This window comes from Roseateles violae (genome assembly GCF_030410485.1).
In the GTDB taxonomy this organism is placed as follows: domain Bacteria; phylum Pseudomonadota; class Gammaproteobacteria; order Burkholderiales; family Burkholderiaceae_C; genus Roseateles_D; species Roseateles_D violae.
In genome coordinates, this window is sequence record NZ_JAUHHC010000003.1 from 335,746 (window position 1) to 351,442 (window position 15,697).

Below are 15,697 nucleotides of genomic sequence, written 5' to 3' on the forward strand. Positions count from 1 at the left end.
GAGGCCGTCCTCAGCTGTTCTTGAATTCCGCCTTGCGCTTGGCCAGGAAGGCCTCCATGCCCTCGCGCTGGTCGTCGCTGCCGAAGAGCGCATGGAAGTAGCGGCGCTCGACCTTGACGCCGTCGCTCAGCGGCCCCTGGAAGGCCAGGTTCACCAGCTCCTTGATCAGCATCACCGAGGGACCGCTGAAGCCGTTGATCGTCTCGGCCGCGGCCAGCGCTTCCGTCATCAGCTGATCGGCCGGCACGACACGCGAGACCTGGCCGGCGCGCTCGGCCTCGGCCGCGTCCATCATGCGCGCGGTCAAGAGCATGTCCATCGCCTTGCTCTTGCCCACCGCGCGCGGCAGGCGCTGGGTGCCGCCGGCGCCGGGGATGATGCCCAGCTTGATCTCGGGCTGGCCGAACTTGGCCGTGTCGGCGGCGATGATGAAGTCGCACATCATCGCCAGCTCGCAGCCACCGCCCAGCGCAAAACCCGCCACCGCGGCGATCACCGGCTTGCGCACCTGCAGGATGGTCTCCCAGTTCTTCGAGATCAGGCCGCTCTTGAAGGCACTCATGAAGGTGTGCGGCAGCATGGTCGGGATGTCGGCGCCGGCGGCGAAGGCGCGCTCGGAGCCGGTCAGGACGATGCAGCCGATGCCGTCGTCGGCATCGAAGGCCAGGAGCGCCTGGCCCAGCTCGTCCATCAGCTGGTCGTTCAGCGCGTTCAGCTGCTTGGGCCGGTTCAGCGTGATCAGGCCGGTCTTGCGCGGGCCCTCGCCGCGCAGCTCGGTGAGGATGCATTCGTAAGTCATGGGGACGTCTCCTTAGCAGATGGCGGAACTATAGATTCCTGCAGCGGCGGCCGGCTCAGCACCAGGTCCACATGGCTCTCCTCGCCCTGGCGGATCAGCAGCCGCACCGGCAGGTATTGCAGGCTGGGCGCCAGCCAGACCTCGGCGCTCAGGTCGCCGCCATAGGCGGCGCGCGTCGGCTTCAGATGCCAGGTGGCCAGCGGGCCCAGCGGCGTATCGAGCTGCTGCTCGCCGAGCACTTCGTAGCGCCAGCGGTACTGGCGCTTGGGCAGCACCAGCGGCAGCTCGACCACATGGCCGGCGCGCAGCGGCTCGCGCCCGGTCAGGAACAGCCAGGTCAGCTGCACGAACTGGCTGGCCGCGTCCTGCGCGCCGGCCGGCGCCGGCTCGACCCGGCCATTGGCCAGGGTCAGCTGCTCGCCCTGGAACAGCACGCTGGCCTGGCGGCGCGCGGCAAACAGCACGCGGGTGTCCTCGTCGTAGCGGCGCGGCGCGATGCCCTGCGGACCCAGCAGGCCGTCGCTGCTCATGCGCCGCGTGATCAGCGGGGCCAGGCTGGGGCCGATGGCCACCTCGAGATGGACCTGGTAGTGCCGGCCCTGGCGCGCCCATTCGACCTGCGCATCGCCATGCACCGGCCCGCGGTAATTGCCGGTCAGCCGGTAGTTCAGCTTGGTGGACAGCGGCCATTCCGGGCCCGGCTCGCCGGCCTCCTCGCTGGCGGCAGCCGCCGCACCGGCGGCCGCTTCGGCGGCGGCCAGCGGCGGCTCGGCGGCCGGCGCGGAAGCGGCCACCGCCGCGGTGAGCTCGGGCTCGCTGGCGGCCGCGGGTTCGGCTTCGGCTTGAGCCTGAACGCTCTCGGGCGCCGAGGCCGGCCGGGCCGGCGGCGCGGCCGGCTCGGGACGCGACCGGGGCTGCGGCCTCGGCTTGGCCGGCGCCGACGGCGCGCTCGGCCTCATCTCGCGCAGATAGGCGACCTGCAGCCGCGGCGGGGGCGGTGTCGTGCTGCTAGCATCCTCGGCCAGCTGCATTTGCCGCTGCACCGTCTCGGCCAGCCAGCCATGGACGAGCAGCACCGGCAGCGCCAGCAGCGCCAGCGCGCCGGCGGGCCTCCGGACCGGGCTCAGCCGCCCAGCCATGCGCGGCGCAGGCCCAGCGCCCGGGCGGGCGGCCTGTCGGCCGGGCCCAGCGCGACCGGCGCCATGCCCGGCCGCACGGACGGCAGCTCGGCATCCAGCTCCAGCAGGCGCTGATCGCGCGCGAGCAGAAAGCGCAGCCGCCCCGGCGCGGCCGGGTTCAGGCCCAGCAGCGCCTCGTCGAGCCGGCGCAGCCGCCAGCTATTGCAGCCGATGATCTCGTCGCCGGCGCAGAAGCCGGCCGCCTGCGCGGCCGAGTCGGCCAGCACCTGCTTGATCGCCACGCCGTTGCCGCCTTCGGCGACGCGCAGGCCCAGGCGCTGGGCCAGATTCGGTTTTTCGTCGCGCCACTGCACGCCGAAGCGCTCCAGCAGCGCCGGCAGCGGCAGGTCCTCGGTGCCATGCACCCAGTCGCGCAGCTGGCCCGCCAGCGCCGCGCCGCCGAGCGCCTCGACGCCGGCCAGAATGTCGGCCTCCGAGACCGGGCCGCCGCCGCTGCGCTGCCACAGCCGGCGCATCAGCGCGTCGACGCTGCTGGCGGCTCTGGCGTCTGAGCCGCTGCGCAGGCTGAGGTCCAGCGCGAGCGCCAGCAAGGCGCCCTTGGCGTAGTAGCTGACCGTGCTGTTGGGCGTGTTCTCGTCCTGGCGGTAGTAGCGCACCCAGGCATCGAAGCTGCTCTGCGCCAGGCTTTGCTGCTTGCGGCCCGGCGCGGCCAGCACGCTGCTGACATTGGCGGCCAGCAGCTTCAGATAGCGCGGCAGGTCGATCAGGCCGGCGCGCAGCAGCAGCAGTTCGTCGTAATAGGAGGTGAAGCCCTCGAAGAACCACAGGAGCTCGGTGTAGTTCTCGCGCGTGTAGTCGATCTGCGCGAACTCGGCCGGGCGCAGGCGCTTGACGTTCCAGCTGTGGAAATACTCATGGCTGATCAGGCTCAAGAGCCTCACATAACCGTCGCCGGCCTCGCCCTGGCCCAGCCGCGGCAGGTCGCGGCGCGGCGCGATCAGCGCGGTGCTGGCGCGGTGCTCGAGGCCGCCGCCGCCCTCGTCGACGGCGTTCAGCAGAAAGGTGTAGCGCTGAAAGGGCGGCGCCTCGCGATCGCGCCGCCTGCCATGCCAGAACTCGATCTGCGTCTCGCAGATGCGCCGCGCATCGGCCAGCAGGCGCTCGCCATCGAAGACCGGCAGCGCGCCGGCGACGATGAATTCATGCTCGACGCCGTGCGCGTCGAAACGGCCGCGCCAGAAGGGACCGAGCTCGAACGGGTGGTCGACCAGCTCGTCGTAGTCGGCCGCGCGGTAGCGGCGCGCGCCGGTCGCCGGCATGGCGGTGGCGAGCTGCCAGCCGGTCGGCAGGCGACCCAGCTCCAGTGCCTGCGGCTGGGTCTCGCGGCCGTGCACGCGCAGCAAGAGGCTGCTGCCATTGAAGAAGCCGCGCTGCGCGTCCAGATAGGCGGCGCGCACCGAGGTATCGAAGGCATAGACGCGGTAGCGCAGGCGCAGCGCCGCGCGGCCCGCGCAGCGGATGCGCCATGTGGCCTTGTCGAGCTGCGCGAGCTCGCGCGGCTGCCCGCCCTGGCTGGCGCGCAGATCGTTCAGGTGGCGGGCAAATTCGCGCAGCAGATAGCTGCCCGGGATCCAGGCCGGCAGGCTGACGATCTGCTCGGTGTCCGGCGCCGGAATCGTCAGCGTGACGACGAAGCAGTGGCTGCGCGCATCCTCGATTTCGACGCGATAGCGGATCTCGGCCATGGTGGCTGCTTCAGCTGCCCGCGGCAGCCAGGAAGCAGCTCAGCGCCGCGATCGCGCTGAGCCGAAAGCGCAGGGTCAGCCAGGCCGAGGCGCCCAGGACCGGATAGAGCCGCCGGTCGAGCAGATAGCCCAGCACCAGCAGCGCGCCCTGCAGCGCCAGGCCGGCATAGGCCGGCATCAGCACGGCGATCCAGGCCAGCAGCAGCGGCGCGATGCCCCAGACGAAGGGCTGCGGCGACGGGATGGTCTGCCGGAAGGCCAGGCCCCAGTGGATGCCGCCCAGGAAGGAGATCACCAGCGAGGCATAGGCCGACAGCGCGAAGGTCGCAAAGCCATGGGCGTCCAGATTGCGGTCGCCGATCAGCCAGATCAGGGCCGCGCCGACGACGAAAGGCGCCAGGCCGGCATGGGCCAGCCGCAGCGCATGCGGATTCAGGGGCAGCGCGGTGGCGCCGACGACGGAGGACATGCGGGATTCGGACTTGGTTGCTGGAAAGGGTCAGGACTTGATGCCTTGCAGCCGGCGTTCGAGCTGCTCGGCACTGAGCGCGCCGGGCGCGCGCGAGCTGTCCTCGAAGAGGATGGCCGGCGTGCCGGTGACGTGGATCTTGCGCGACAGCGCCAGATTGCGTTCGAGCACCGCGTCGTCGCAGGCACCCATCGGCTTCACCGGCGCCTTGCCTTCCAGCATCCAGGCCTGCCAGGCGGCCTGCGGCTCCTTGGCGCACCAGATCGCGCGCGCCTTGTCCGGCGAATCGCCGCCCAGGATCGGAATCAGGAAGGTGTAGACGGTGATGTCCTTGACGCCCTGCAGGGCCTTCTCGAAGCGCTTGCAGTAGCCGCAGTTCGGATCGGCGAAGACGGCGATGCGGCGCGTGCCCTTGCCGTTCTTCCAGACGATCGCGTCCTTCAGCGGCAGGGTCGCGAAATCGACGCTGTTGAGCTTCTCGACCCGCTCCTCGGTCAGATTGCGGCGCGTCTTCAGGTCGATCAGATCGCCCTCGATCAGGTAGTTGCCGGCCGGATCGGTGTAGCGGATCTCGTTGCCGATGCGGATCTCCCACAGGCCCGTGATCGGCGAGGGTCGCACCTCGTCGATCTTGGGCGCGCCGGCCAGGCGATCGGCCAGATTCTTGCGGATGACCGCCTCGTTCGCCTGGGTGGCCAAGGAGGCGAGGCCCAGCAACAGGACGGGAAGAGCGCGAAGCGGGTTCATGGTGGTAGGTCGGGCAGCAGAGGCTTGTTCAGACACCGAGCGCGCGGCCGGTCAGCCAGCGCTTCAGCGGAGGGAGGGCGTTCAGCAGGCTGAGGCCCTGGTTGCGCAGGCTGCGCAGCGGCGCGGCTTCGCTGGCGAACAGGCGCAGCAGGCCATCGGTCAGTTCGCCCATGGCCCAGGTGGCGGCCTGGCGCTCGCGCTGGTAGCGGCGCAGCAGGCGCTCGTCGCCAAGCGGCCGCCAGGCCTCGCGCCGGCGGAGCACCTCGGCCAGCGCCGCCACATCGGCCAGGCCCAGGTTCAGGCCTTGGCCGGCCAGCGGATGGACGGTGTGCGCGGCGTCGCCCAGCAGCACCCAGCCCGGGCCCAGCAGCGGCTCGGCGCGCGCGAGGCTCAGCGGCCAGGAGGCGCGGCCGCTGGCCAGGCTCAACCGGCCGGCCGCGCCGCCGCTGGCCTCGTTCAGCTCGGCCTCGAAGGCCGCGTCGTCGAGCGCCAGCAAATCATTGGCGCGCTGCTCGGGCAGCGACCAGACCAGGCCATAGGCATGTTGCGGCTGCGGTCGGTCGAAGGGCAGCAGGGCCAGCACGTCGGGCGCGCGGAACCATTGGCGGGCGATGCCGCGGTGCGCTTGATCGGCGACCAGGCGCGCGGCAATCGCGCGCTGGCCGCGGGCCAGCGGCTCGAAGCGCACGCCCAGCTCGGCGCGCGCCTGCGAGTCGCGCCCTTCGCACAGGGCCACCAGCTCGGCCGGCACCGGCGCATCGACGCGGTGCACATGGGGGGCGAAGCGCAGGGCGACGGCCAGCTGCTGCTCGAGCTCGGCCGCGTCGACGATGAAGGCCAGCTCGGCCACGCCCTGCTGCCAGGCCGAGAACTCGAGCAGGGAACCGGCCTCGTCGCCGGCCACCGCCATATCGTGGACCGGCGTGCGCGCATCGGGCGGCAGCGAGTCCCAGACCTTCAGCTCGCGCAGCAGCGCGACCGAGGCGGCGTTCAAGGCATAGGTGCGCACATCCTCGCGCTGGGCCGCGGTCGGCTGCTCGCTGCCCAGCAGCGCCACGCGCAGGCCCTGAGCGCCCAGCGCCAACGCCAGCGCGCGGCCGACGCAGCCGCTGCCGCGGACCAGAACCTGATAGCTTTTCATGCGGGCATTGTAGGGGCGACTAAAATCGCTGCTTTGGCTGGCGGCCGATGCCGCAAGCCCCTTCCCGCTCCCCAGAAAGTCCTCCTCCATGAGCCTCAAATGCGGCATCGTGGGCCTGCCCAATGTCGGCAAGTCCACCCTCTTCAATGCGCTGACCAAGGCCGGCATCGCCGCCGAGAACTACCCGTTCTGCACGATCGAGCCGAATGTCGGCGTGGTCGAACTGCCCGATCCGCGGCTGCAGGCGCTGGCGGACATCGTCAAGCCGGAGCGGGTGATGCCGGCCGTGGTCGAGTTCGTCGACATCGCCGGCCTGGTGGCCGGCGCCAGCAAGGGTGAAGGCCTGGGCAACCAGTTCCTCTCGCACATCCGCGAGACCGACGCGATCGTCAACGTCGTGCGCTGCTTCGACGACCCGAACGTGATCCACGTCAACGGCAAGGTCGACCCGATCGCCGACATCGAGGTGATCCAGACGGAGCTGTGCCTGGCCGACCTCGGCACCGTCGAGAAGAGCCTGCACCGCTACAACAAGGTGGCGCGCGCCGGTGACAAGGAGGCGATCGCCTTGGTCAAGGTGCTGGAGAAGTGCCAGGCGGCGCTGGACCAGGCCAGGCCGGTGCGCTCGATCGATTTCAGCAAGGAAGAACTGGCGATCCTGAAGCCGCTGTGCCTGATCACGGCCAAGCCGGCCATGTTCGTCGGCAACGTCGCCGAGGACGGCTTCGAGAACAACCCCTTCCTCGACCGCCTGAAGGAATACGCCGCCGCCCAGAACGGCCCGGTGGTCGCGATCTGCGCCAAGACCGAGGCCGAGCTGGCCGACATGGGCGACGAGGACCGTGCGCTGTTCCTGGCCGAGATGGGCCAGGACGAGCCGGGCCTGAACCGCCTGATCCGCGCCGCCTTCAAGCTCCTGGGCCTGCAGACCTACTTCACCGCCGGCGTCAAGGAAGTGCGCGCCTGGACCATCCATATCGGCGACACCGGTCCGCAGGCGGCGGGCGTGATCCACACCGATTTCGAACGCGGCTACATCCGCGCGCAGACGATTTCCTACGAGGACTTCATCGCCTACAAGGGCGAGCAAGGCGCCAAGGACGCGGGAAAAATGCGCGCCGAGGGCAAGGACTACGTCGTCAAGGACGGCGACGTGTTGCATTTCCTCTTCAACGTGTAAAAGCACCGACCGGTCCGGCTCACCAAAGCTGTACGCTGGGGCGAGATGCTCCCGAAAAGAAAGCTGCTCTGGTATCTGGCCCAAAGCCTGGGCCTGACGCTCGCCTATATCGCCTTCGGCGTGCTGGGCCTGCGGCTGGCGGTGCCGCCCAGCTATGCCTCGCCGCTTTACCCGGCCGCCGGCCTGGCGCTGGCGGCGCTGCTGAGCCTGGGCCTGCGCTACTTCCCGGCCGTGCTGCTGGGCTCGCTGGTCGTCAACATGCTGCTCAGCATCGAGCGCGGCCAGCCGGCCTTGCTCGCGCCGGCGCTGATCGGCGTCGGTGCCGCGCTGCAGGCGCTGTTCGGCGCCTGGGCCGTGCGGCGCTGGGTGTCGCAGCCGCTGCTGCTGACCGAGCCGCGCGACCTGGCCAAGTTCTTCGCGCTGGGCGCCGGCCTGGCCTGCCTGATCAACCCGACCATCGCCTGCCTGACCCTGCGGGCGACCGGCGCCCTGACGGCCGAGCAGTTCCTCGGCAACTGGCTGTCCTGGTGGCTGGGCGACGCCATGGGCGTGCTGATCGCGGCGCCAATGGTGCTGACCTTGCTCGGCCGGCCGCGCAAGGCCTGGGCGCCGCGGCGGCTGAGCGTCGGCCTGCCCATGCTGCTGACCATCGTGTTGATGGCGCTGGGCACGCTGGCGGTGGCCGAATGGGACGCGCAGCGCGCGCGCGCCAATTTCGAGCGCGAGGCGCTCAATGCCGGCAACGCGATGGAAGGCCTGCTGCGCGAACCGCTGATGGCGCTGGAGGCCAGCCGCGGCCTGCTGCTGGTCGCGCCGCATCTGAGCCGGAGCGATTTCGAGCGCGGCACGGCCAGCTATCTGGCGCCGGACAGCGCGCTGCGGGCGATCGGCGTCGCGCGCCGGGTGGCGCGCCAGGCGTTGCCGGCCTTCGATGCGGCCGCGCGCGCCGAGGGCCTGGCCGACTTCAAAGCCCGCGACCGCCGCCGGCCCGGCGATGTCGAGCCGCCCGCCGGCGAGGACATGCTGGCGATCCGGCTGATCGAGCCGCTGGCGCGCAATGCCGGCGCGCTGGGCGTGAACATCCGCTCGGTGCCGGTCGCGCGCAGCGCCCTGGCCCAGGCCCTGCAGAACGGCCGCCCGGCCGCGACGGCCGGCTTCCAGCTGTCGCAGGACAGCGAGGAGGCCACCGGCGTCGTCGTCTACCAGGCCTTCTACGAGGGCCAGCCGCGCGATGCCGACGAGCGCGCACGCGCGCTGGCCGGCGTCGTCTTCACCACCCTGCGGCCCGATCAGCTGCTGGCCCGGATCGCGCTGCCGGCCGGTCTGCGGCTGTGCCTGGTCGACCGCGATCCGCTGGCGCAGCGCCCGCGCCTGGCCGGACCGACCGGCTGCGAGCTCGCGACCGCCCAGCCCGGCGACACGCAGCGCCGGCGCCCGGTGCAGTTCGGCGGCCGCGACTGGGACATCCGCGTCTACGCGAGCAGCGGCCTGCGCATGGACCAGTCGCGCAGCTGGCCCTTCGCGCTGGTGGGCCTGGTCTGCACCGGCCTGCTGGGCGTGCTGCTGCTGGTCGTCACCGGGCGGGCGCGCCGCATCGAGGACCAGGTGCGCGCCCGCACCGCCGAGCTCAAGCGCGAGATCGCAGAGCGCGAGCAGGCGGCGCAGGCCCTGCGCGAGAGCGAGCTGCGCTTCCGCAATATCTTCGACAACGCACCGGTCGGCGTGATCTTCACCGACGTCTACGGCGGCATCAAAGAGGTCAATCCGCAGTTCTGCCGCCTGATCGGCCTGCCGGCCGAGACCTTGCAGCAGATGCGCACCTTCGACATCACGCATCCGGACGACCAAGCCGAGGACACGCGGCTGGCGATGCTGCTGATGCGCGGCCGCATCGGCGTCTACCACCGCCACAAGCGCTACCGCACGCCCGATGGCCGTGAGCTGCAGGTGCGCGCGGTCGTCTCGCTGCTGCGCGGCAGCGACGGCCGGCCGCACCGGCTGGTCGGCGTCGTCGAGGACATCGCCGACCAGCTGAAGATGCAGCAGCTGGCGCAGGCGGCCGAGCAGGCCGAGGCGGCCAACCGGGCCAAGAACGAGTTCCTGTCGCGCATGAGCCATGAGCTGCGCACGCCGCTGAACGCGATGCTGGGCTTCACCCAGCTGCTCGAGATGGACGCCGGCGAACGGCTCAGCCCGCGTCAGCGCAGCCGCACCGCGCAGATCCAGCAGGCCGGCTGGCATCTGCTGGAGATGATCAACGACACCCTGGACCTGTCGCGCATCGAATCCGGCGCGCTGCGCCTGGAGCCGACCCGGCTGAACCTGGCCGCGCTGCTGGACGAGGCGGCCGCGCTGATCGAGGGCGATGCGCGCGCGCGCCGGCTGACGCTGACCCGCGCGCTGGGCGGGCAGGCCCGCTTTGCCCATGGCGACGCGACCCGGGTCAAGCAGGTGCTGACCAATCTGCTCAGCAATGCGGTCAAGTACAACGTCGAGGGCGGCAGCATCACGGTCGAGAGCCACCGCCCGGCCGACGCGCCCAACTGCGTGGAGATCAGCGTCAGCGACACCGGCCTCGGCCTCGATGCCGAGCAACTCGGCGCGCTCTTCCAGCCCTTCAACCGGCTCGGCCGCGAGCACAGCGAGACGGCCGGCACCGGCATCGGCCTGGTGATCAGCAAGCGCCTGGCCGAGCTGATGGGCGGCGAGCTGCGCGCCAGCAGCGTGGCGGGCCGCGGCTCCAGTTTCGTCCTGCGCCTGCCGGCGGCCGAGGCCGCCGCCGCACCGCAGCCGGTCGCCGCCGCCGACAGCGCGCCGGCCTTTGCCGGCCGGCGCCGCGTCGTCTACATCGAGGACAACGCGATGAATGCCGAGGTCATGCGTGGCATCCTCGAGCAGCGGCCGCAGATCGAACTGGAAGTTCACACCAGCGGCCTGGCCGGCCTGCAGGCGGTCCTGGCCGAGCCGCCGGACCTGCTGCTGCTGGACATGCAGCTGCCCGATCTGGACGGGCTGGCGGTGCTGAAGCGGCTGCGCGCGGTGCTGTCCGAGGCGGCGCTGCCGGTCGTCGTGGTCTCGGCCAATGCGCTGCCGGACCAGGTGCAGGCCTGCCGGGCCGCCGGCGTGCAGCACTATCTGACCAAGCCGGTCGATATGCGCGAGCTGCTGCGCCTGCTGGACCGGCTGCTGGAAGCGCAAGGAGCCTGAGCAGCAGCCGGCCCGGCCCAATAAAGTTAGCAAGCGCTTCTCTCTAAAGCATTACACAGCCTTGCTTCGTCAAATAGCCCTCGGCGCTTAGCACTCTTGTCCAGGGAGTGCTAATATTCATCTCCATGGAACCCGCAAGGGTTCGGTTCTGCGAAAGAAAGTGATGACGATGTCGACCTCTGCTTCTTTGACGGTACGCGACCCCTGGTCGCTGGTGCCGTCCTTGGGGAATCTGGACGCCTACATCTCGGCCGTCAATCGCCTGCCGCTGCTCAGCGCCGAGGAAGAGAACGCCTCGGCCCGCAAGCTGCGCGACAGCGGCGATCTGGAATCGGCCGGAAAGCTGGTGCTCTCGCACCTGCGCCTGGTCGTGTCGATCTCGCGCCAGTACCTCGGCTACGGCCTGCCCCAGGGCGACCTGATCCAGGAAGGCAATGTCGGCCTGATGAAGGCCGTCAAGCGCTTCGACCCAGACCAGGGCGTGCGCCTGGTCAGCTATGCGATGCACTGGATCAAGGCCGAGATCCACGAGTACATCCTGCGCAACTGGCGCATGGTCAAGGTCGCGACGACCAAGGCCCAGCGCAAGCTGTTCTTCAATCTGCGCTCGATGAAGCACAGCATGAAGGAGGCGGCAAGCGACGACATGACGCACCGCGCCAGCCTGACCGAGGCGCAGCTGGATCATGTGGCGACGACCTTGAACGTCAAGCGCGAGGAGGTGCTCGAGATGGAGACGCGCCTCTCGGGCGGTGACGTCGCGCTGGAGCCGCAGACCGATGACGACGGCGACAGCTACACGCCGATCGCCTATCTGGCCGACGAGACCCAGGAGCCGACCCGCGTGCTCGAATCGCAGGCGCGCGACGCGCTGGCCGGCGACGGCATCCAGCGCGCGCTGGAAGCGCTGGACCCGCGCAGCCGCCGCATCGTCGAGGAGCGCTGGCTGAAGGTCAACGACGACAGCTCGGGCGGCATGACCTTGCACGAACTGGCGGCCGAATACGGCGTGTCGGCCGAGCGCATCCGCCAGATCGAGGTCGCGGCGATGAAGAAGATGAAGAAGGCCCTGACGGCGGACTGATCGATCGCTTCGCCTCAAAAGACAAACGGCCCCGCGGGGCCGTTTTTCATGGCCGGAAGGCCAAGGCCCGAGCGCTATTCGGCCAGCAGCAGCTTGACGTCGTCGGCCAGCGCCTGGGCGCCCGAGCCGTAGCGGCTGAAGACACGCACGCGGCCCTGCTTGTCGAAGATGAAGCTGGCGGCCGTATGGTCCATCGTGTAGGTCCCCTCGGTCTTGCCGGGCACCTTGGCGTAGAAGACCTTGAACTCCTTGGCCGCCGCCTTGGTCTGCTCCTCGCTGCCGCGCAGGGCGACGAAGCTCTTGTCGAAGCTGCCCAGATAGGCCTTCAGCAGCGCCGGCGTGTCGCGCTCGGGATCGATGGTGACGAAGACGCCCTGCACCTGCTCGCCCTCGGCGCCCAGCGAGCGCTTGACCTCGGCCAGCTCGGCCATGGTCGTCGGGCAGACGTCCGGGCATTGGGTGTAGCCGAAGAACACGACGAGGACCTTGCCCTTGAAGTCGGCCAGGCTGCGCGCGCGGCCGTCCTGGTCCGTCAGGTTCAGCGTGCGCGCATAGTCGGCGCCGGTCAGGTCCACGCCCTTGAAGGCCGGTCGCGAGGCGCCGAGCTTGTCGCAGGCGCTGAGGCCAAGACCGAGGCTGGCCGCGAGGGCGAGAAGGAAAAGGCGTTTTTTCATCATCAGGCCGGCAGGTAATGGTCAATCAGCAGAGCGGCGAACAAGAGCGACAGATACCAGATCGAGAACCAGAAGGTCTTGCGCGCGAACTCGTCGCTGTAATGGCGCCAGAGCTTGATCGCATGGGCGCAGAAGGCCAGGCCCAGCACGACGGCGGCGATCAGGTAGAACCAGCCGCTCATGCCGGTCAGGAAGGGCAGCAGCGTCGCCGCCAGCAGGATCCAGGTGTAGAGGACGATCTGCAGTTTGGTGTAGTCGGCGCCATGGGTCACCGGCAGCATGGGCAGGCCGGCCTTGCGGTAGTCCTCGGTGCGGTACAGGGCCAGCGCCCAGAAATGCGGCGGCGTCCACAGGAAGATGATCAGGCACAAGAGCATCGCCTCGGGGCCGACCTCGCCACGCAGGGCTGCCCAGCCCAGCACCGGCGGCATCGCGCCGGACGCCCCGCCGATGACGATGTTCTGCGGCGTCAGCGGCTTCAGGATCACCGTGTAGATCACCGCATAGCCGACGAAGGTGGCGAAGGTCAGCCACATGGTCAGCGGGTTCACGTAGAACCACAGGATGGCCGAGCCGACCGCGCACAGCGCGACCGAGAAGGAGAGCGTCTGCGCATGGCTGAGCTGCCCCTTGGCGGTGGCGCGCCAGGCGGTGCGCTTCATCTTGGCGTCGATCTTTTCCTCGACCAGGCAGTTGAAGGCAGCGGCCGCGCCGGCCACCAGCCAGATGCCGGCGGTGGCGGCGACGATCACGCCCCATTGCGCGCCGCTGGGCAGGCCGGGAATCGCCAGCGCCATGCCGATGACGGCGCAGAACACGATCAGCTGCACGACCCGCGGCTTGGTCAGCTGGTAGAACTGCTGCCAGCGCGAGGACATGGGCGCATGGGTGGCGGTGGAGGTGGAAGCCATAGGAACGAAGGGTATCGGTATTCAGGTGCCGGCGCGGGCCTATCGCGCACGCGCCAGCAGAAAGCTCAGGACGGTCAGCAGCATGGCGGCGCCGCCGGTATGGGCCAGCGCGGCAACGATGGGCCAGTCCAGCACGATGTTCGACAGGCCGCTGGCCAGCTGCCAGCCGGCCACCAGCAGCAGGCGCACGGCCCAGACGCGCGCCTCGGGGCCGGCGCGCCAGAGCCGCCAGCTCAGCAGCGCCAGCGCGCCGAAGACGATGGCGGCGCCGACGCGGTGCGTCATATGGATGGCCGTCAGCGCGGCAAAGGGCAGCCAGCCGCCGTCGGCGCCGACACCCAGCGCGCGCCAGATGGTGAAGCCATGCTCGAAGTCCATCTCGGGCCACCATTGGCCCGCGTGGCACTGCGGGAAGGCATCGCAGGCCAGCACCGCGTAATTGGTGCTGACCCAGCCACCCAGGGCGATCTGCGCGATCGTCAGCGCGAACAGGCCCCAGGCCCCCGCCCGCAGGCCGGCGCTCAGGCCCAGCGGCCGCGGCTCATAGCCCTGCGCCTGCCAGGCGAGCAGCACCAAGAGGCCCAGGCCGCAGAGCAGATGCAGGGTGACGATGGCCGGGAACAGCTTCATCGTCACCGTCAAGGCGCCGAAGGCGCCCTGCAGGCAGACCCAGACCAGGGTGACGGTCGCCCACCAGGGCGAGACGGCCGGCGCCGCGCCCGCCCCCTCGGGGGGCCGCTCGCGTACTCGCGAGCGAGGGGCCGCATTTCTCCAGCTCATCACGCATAGCACCAGGATCAGGAAGCCGACGCCGCTGGCCAGATAGCGATGCACCATCTCGACCCAGGCCTTGCCATGGGTGACCGGGCCGGTCGGCATCGCCTGCTGCGCCGCCTCGATATGCGCATGCGCCGCCAGCGGGTTGGACTGCGCATAGCAGCCCGGCCAGTCGGGGCAGCCCAGGCCCGAGTCGCTCAGGCGCGTGAAGGCGCCGAACAAGATCAGGTCGAAGGTCAGGAACAGGGTCAGCAGGGTCAAGGCGCGCAGCCGGCCCTGCTTTGTGGCCGCCCGGGAGCGCAGGCGCAGCCATAGCAACGGCCCGGCGCCGAGCAGCGCGCCGAAGCCGAGCAACTGCCAGACGGGCGAAAGATCGTAGGCCGCGACGGTCATCGTCTCTGCGCCTCAGCGGCCCGGCCGGTCCCAGCCGGCGTTGGCCTTCAGCAGGCGATCCAGGTCCTTCTTGACCTTGCTGGGGTCCGGAGCGGCCGGCGAGCGCAGCATCCAGCGGCCCATCGGATCGATCAGATAGAAGTGCTCGGCCAGCGCGTGGCCGGCGCCCGGCTTCAGCCAGGCCTCGATCTGCGCGCGCGGCGCGCGCAGCACCGTCACCGGCACGCCCTGGCTGACCGCCTGCTGCAGCTCGGGCCGCAGCGGCGGCGCATCGGGGCCGTCGCTGGGGATCAGCCACAGCTTGTCGAGCTTGTCGCGTTCCTTGCCCAGCATCTCGCGCAGCTGGCGCTGCGCATAGAGCTGCTTCTCGCAGCCGGCGTCGCAGCCGGCCTCCTGCACGACGGTCAAGAGCCACTGGCCCTTCAGCGACTCGGCGGCCACCGGCTGGCCGGCCAGGTCCGTCAGGCTCAGCTGCGCCGGCATGTCGACGGTGGGCATGATCAGCTCGCCATAGGCATTGCCCGACAGGCGCAGCACATAGAAGCTGAAGTAGGAGGCAATGACCGGCGCGGCGCAGACGATGATGACCATCAGCATGCCCCAGCGGCCGCGGCGCTTCTGCGCCGACAGCGCCGGATCGGGCAGGCTGTGCACGGTCAGCGCCACCGGGCTTTCAAGCGGCGGCGCGGCGTCGCGGGCGGATGAGTTGGAACCAGACATAAAGACCCAGAAATAGCGCGCTCAGCGCGAACCATTGAAATGCGTAGCCGTAGTGCTTCTGCAGGCCCAGATCGGGCGGCTGCCAGTCGCGCAGCAACTGACCATCCTCGCCGCCGGCCGGCCCGGTCTGCAGCACCGTCAGCGGCAGCAGCGGCTGCCCCGTCTCCTGCGCATAGGCGGCGGCGCCGAGATTTTGCCGGATCGGACCCGAGGCCGACGCTTCGAACTCGTAAAGCCGGGAGGGCGCGGCGATCAGGCGGCCCTCGATCTCGACCGTGCCGGCCGGCGTCGCCAGCGCGGGAAGCCGACTGCGGTCCTGCGCATTGCGCGGCAGCCAGCCGCGCTGCACCAGGATCGCTTCCGCACGGCCCTCGAGGCGCAGCGGGGTGACGATGTAGAAGCCGAAACGCCCGTCCATCGGCCGGTTGTCGAGAAAGACGGTCCGCTCGGCCAGCCAATGGCCGCGCAGCCGCACGCGGCGGTGCAGCTGCGAAGCCTCGGCCGCCGCATCGAGTTCGGTCGCGGCCAGCGGTGCCTGCGCGCCGCGCGCGTCGATGGCCGCCTGCAAGGCCCGTTTCTGTGCGGCACGGTCGAGCTGCCAGATACCGAGCCGCGCCGTCAGCGCGACGGCCAGCAAGGCGGCCAGCAGCACGATGAGGCCGCGCCTGCACGTCACGCCGCTCATGCGGGGCGCGGCGGATAATCGCCGTC

The 15,697-nt window shown here is 70.3% G+C and carries 14 protein-coding genes; 3 read left to right on the plus strand and 11 right to left on the minus strand.

Annotated elements, in window-relative coordinates:
• Window positions 1-10 precede the first annotated feature (10 nt).
• Genes QWJ38_RS11915 through QWJ38_RS11940 form a run of 6 tightly spaced genes read right to left on the minus strand, consistent with a single transcriptional unit; the run spans window position 11 to window position 6,040 of the window.
• Window positions 11-799 carry an enoyl-CoA hydratase gene (locus QWJ38_RS11915; RefSeq protein WP_290359304.1) on the minus strand — a complete coding sequence of 263 codons (789 nt, stop codon included), beginning with the start codon at window positions 797-799 and terminating at the stop codon, window positions 11-13.
• The gene (locus tag QWJ38_RS11920; protein WP_290359305.1) at window positions 796-1,938 is read right to left on the minus strand and encodes a DUF3108 domain-containing protein; all 1,143 of its coding nucleotides are present in this window, start codon (window positions 1,936-1,938) and stop codon (window positions 796-798) included. Before QWJ38_RS11920 ends, QWJ38_RS11915 begins: the two co-directional genes overlap by 4 nt.
• Window positions 1,923-3,683, minus strand: a complete 1,761-nt coding sequence (locus tag QWJ38_RS11925; protein ID WP_290359306.1) for a M61 family metallopeptidase — start codon at window positions 3,681-3,683, stop codon at window positions 1,923-1,925. The genes QWJ38_RS11920 and QWJ38_RS11925 overlap by 16 nt, the downstream gene beginning before the upstream one ends.
• Window positions 3,684-3,693: 10 nt before the next feature.
• On the minus strand, window positions 3,694-4,152 hold the full coding sequence (locus QWJ38_RS11930) for a DUF3429 domain-containing protein (protein ID WP_290359307.1): 459 nt from the start codon (window positions 4,150-4,152) through the stop codon (window positions 3,694-3,696).
• A gap of 30 nt (window positions 4,153-4,182) precedes the next feature.
• The gene (locus tag QWJ38_RS11935; RefSeq protein ID WP_290359308.1) at window positions 4,183-4,899 is read right to left on the minus strand and encodes a DsbC family protein; all 717 of its coding nucleotides are present in this window, start codon (window positions 4,897-4,899) and stop codon (window positions 4,183-4,185) included.
• Window positions 4,900-4,927: 28 nt separating this feature from the next.
• Window positions 4,928-6,040, minus strand: coding sequence for an FAD-dependent monooxygenase (locus QWJ38_RS11940; RefSeq protein WP_290359309.1), 1,113 nt, complete (start codon window positions 6,038-6,040; stop codon window positions 4,928-4,930).
• 88 nt (window positions 6,041-6,128) lie between these two features.
• Between QWJ38_RS11940 and ychF the strand changes: the two genes are divergently transcribed.
• The 3 genes from ychF (at window position 6,129) to rpoH (ending at window position 11,511) form a co-directional block, all read left to right on the plus strand.
• Window positions 6,129-7,220, plus strand: a complete 1,092-nt coding sequence (ychF, locus tag QWJ38_RS11945) for a redox-regulated ATPase YchF (protein WP_290359310.1) — start codon at window positions 6,129-6,131, stop codon at window positions 7,218-7,220.
• 45 nt (window positions 7,221-7,265) lie between these two features.
• Entirely contained in the window at window positions 7,266-10,427 is a 3,162-nt protein-coding gene (locus QWJ38_RS11950) for a CHASE domain-containing protein (protein ID WP_290359311.1), read from the plus strand.
• A 163-nt stretch (window positions 10,428-10,590) separates the two neighbouring features.
• Window positions 10,591-11,511 carry an RNA polymerase sigma factor RpoH gene (gene rpoH / locus QWJ38_RS11955; protein ID WP_434063973.1) on the plus strand — a complete coding sequence of 307 codons (921 nt, stop codon included), beginning with the start codon at window positions 10,591-10,593 and terminating at the stop codon, window positions 11,509-11,511.
• Window positions 11,512-11,585: 74 nt separating this feature from the next.
• Here the strand turns inward: rpoH and QWJ38_RS11960 are convergent, their stop codons facing one another.
• Genes QWJ38_RS11960 through QWJ38_RS11980 form a run of 5 tightly spaced genes read right to left on the minus strand, consistent with a single transcriptional unit; the run spans window position 11,586 to window position 15,671 of the window.
• The gene (locus tag QWJ38_RS11960) at window positions 11,586-12,188 is read right to left on the minus strand and encodes an SCO family protein (RefSeq protein ID WP_290359313.1); all 603 of its coding nucleotides are present in this window, start codon (window positions 12,186-12,188) and stop codon (window positions 11,586-11,588) included.
• Window positions 12,188-13,096: a heme o synthase gene (gene cyoE / locus QWJ38_RS11965; protein ID WP_290359314.1), complete on the minus strand. Its 909-nt coding sequence runs from the start codon at window positions 13,094-13,096 to the stop codon at window positions 12,188-12,190. Before cyoE ends, QWJ38_RS11960 begins: the two co-directional genes overlap by 1 nt.
• A gap of 39 nt (window positions 13,097-13,135) precedes the next feature.
• Window positions 13,136-14,266: a COX15/CtaA family protein gene (locus QWJ38_RS11970; RefSeq protein ID WP_290359315.1), complete on the minus strand. Its 1,131-nt coding sequence runs from the start codon at window positions 14,264-14,266 to the stop codon at window positions 13,136-13,138.
• A 12-nt stretch (window positions 14,267-14,278) separates the two neighbouring features.
• Window positions 14,279-14,986 carry an SCO family protein gene (locus QWJ38_RS11975; RefSeq protein WP_290359316.1) on the minus strand — a complete coding sequence of 236 codons (708 nt, stop codon included), beginning with the start codon at window positions 14,984-14,986 and terminating at the stop codon, window positions 14,279-14,281.
• Window positions 14,940-15,671, minus strand: a complete 732-nt coding sequence (locus QWJ38_RS11980) for an SURF1 family protein (protein ID WP_434063974.1) — start codon at window positions 15,669-15,671, stop codon at window positions 14,940-14,942. Before QWJ38_RS11980 ends, QWJ38_RS11975 begins: the two co-directional genes overlap by 47 nt.
• Window positions 15,672-15,697: the final 26 nt, after the last annotated feature.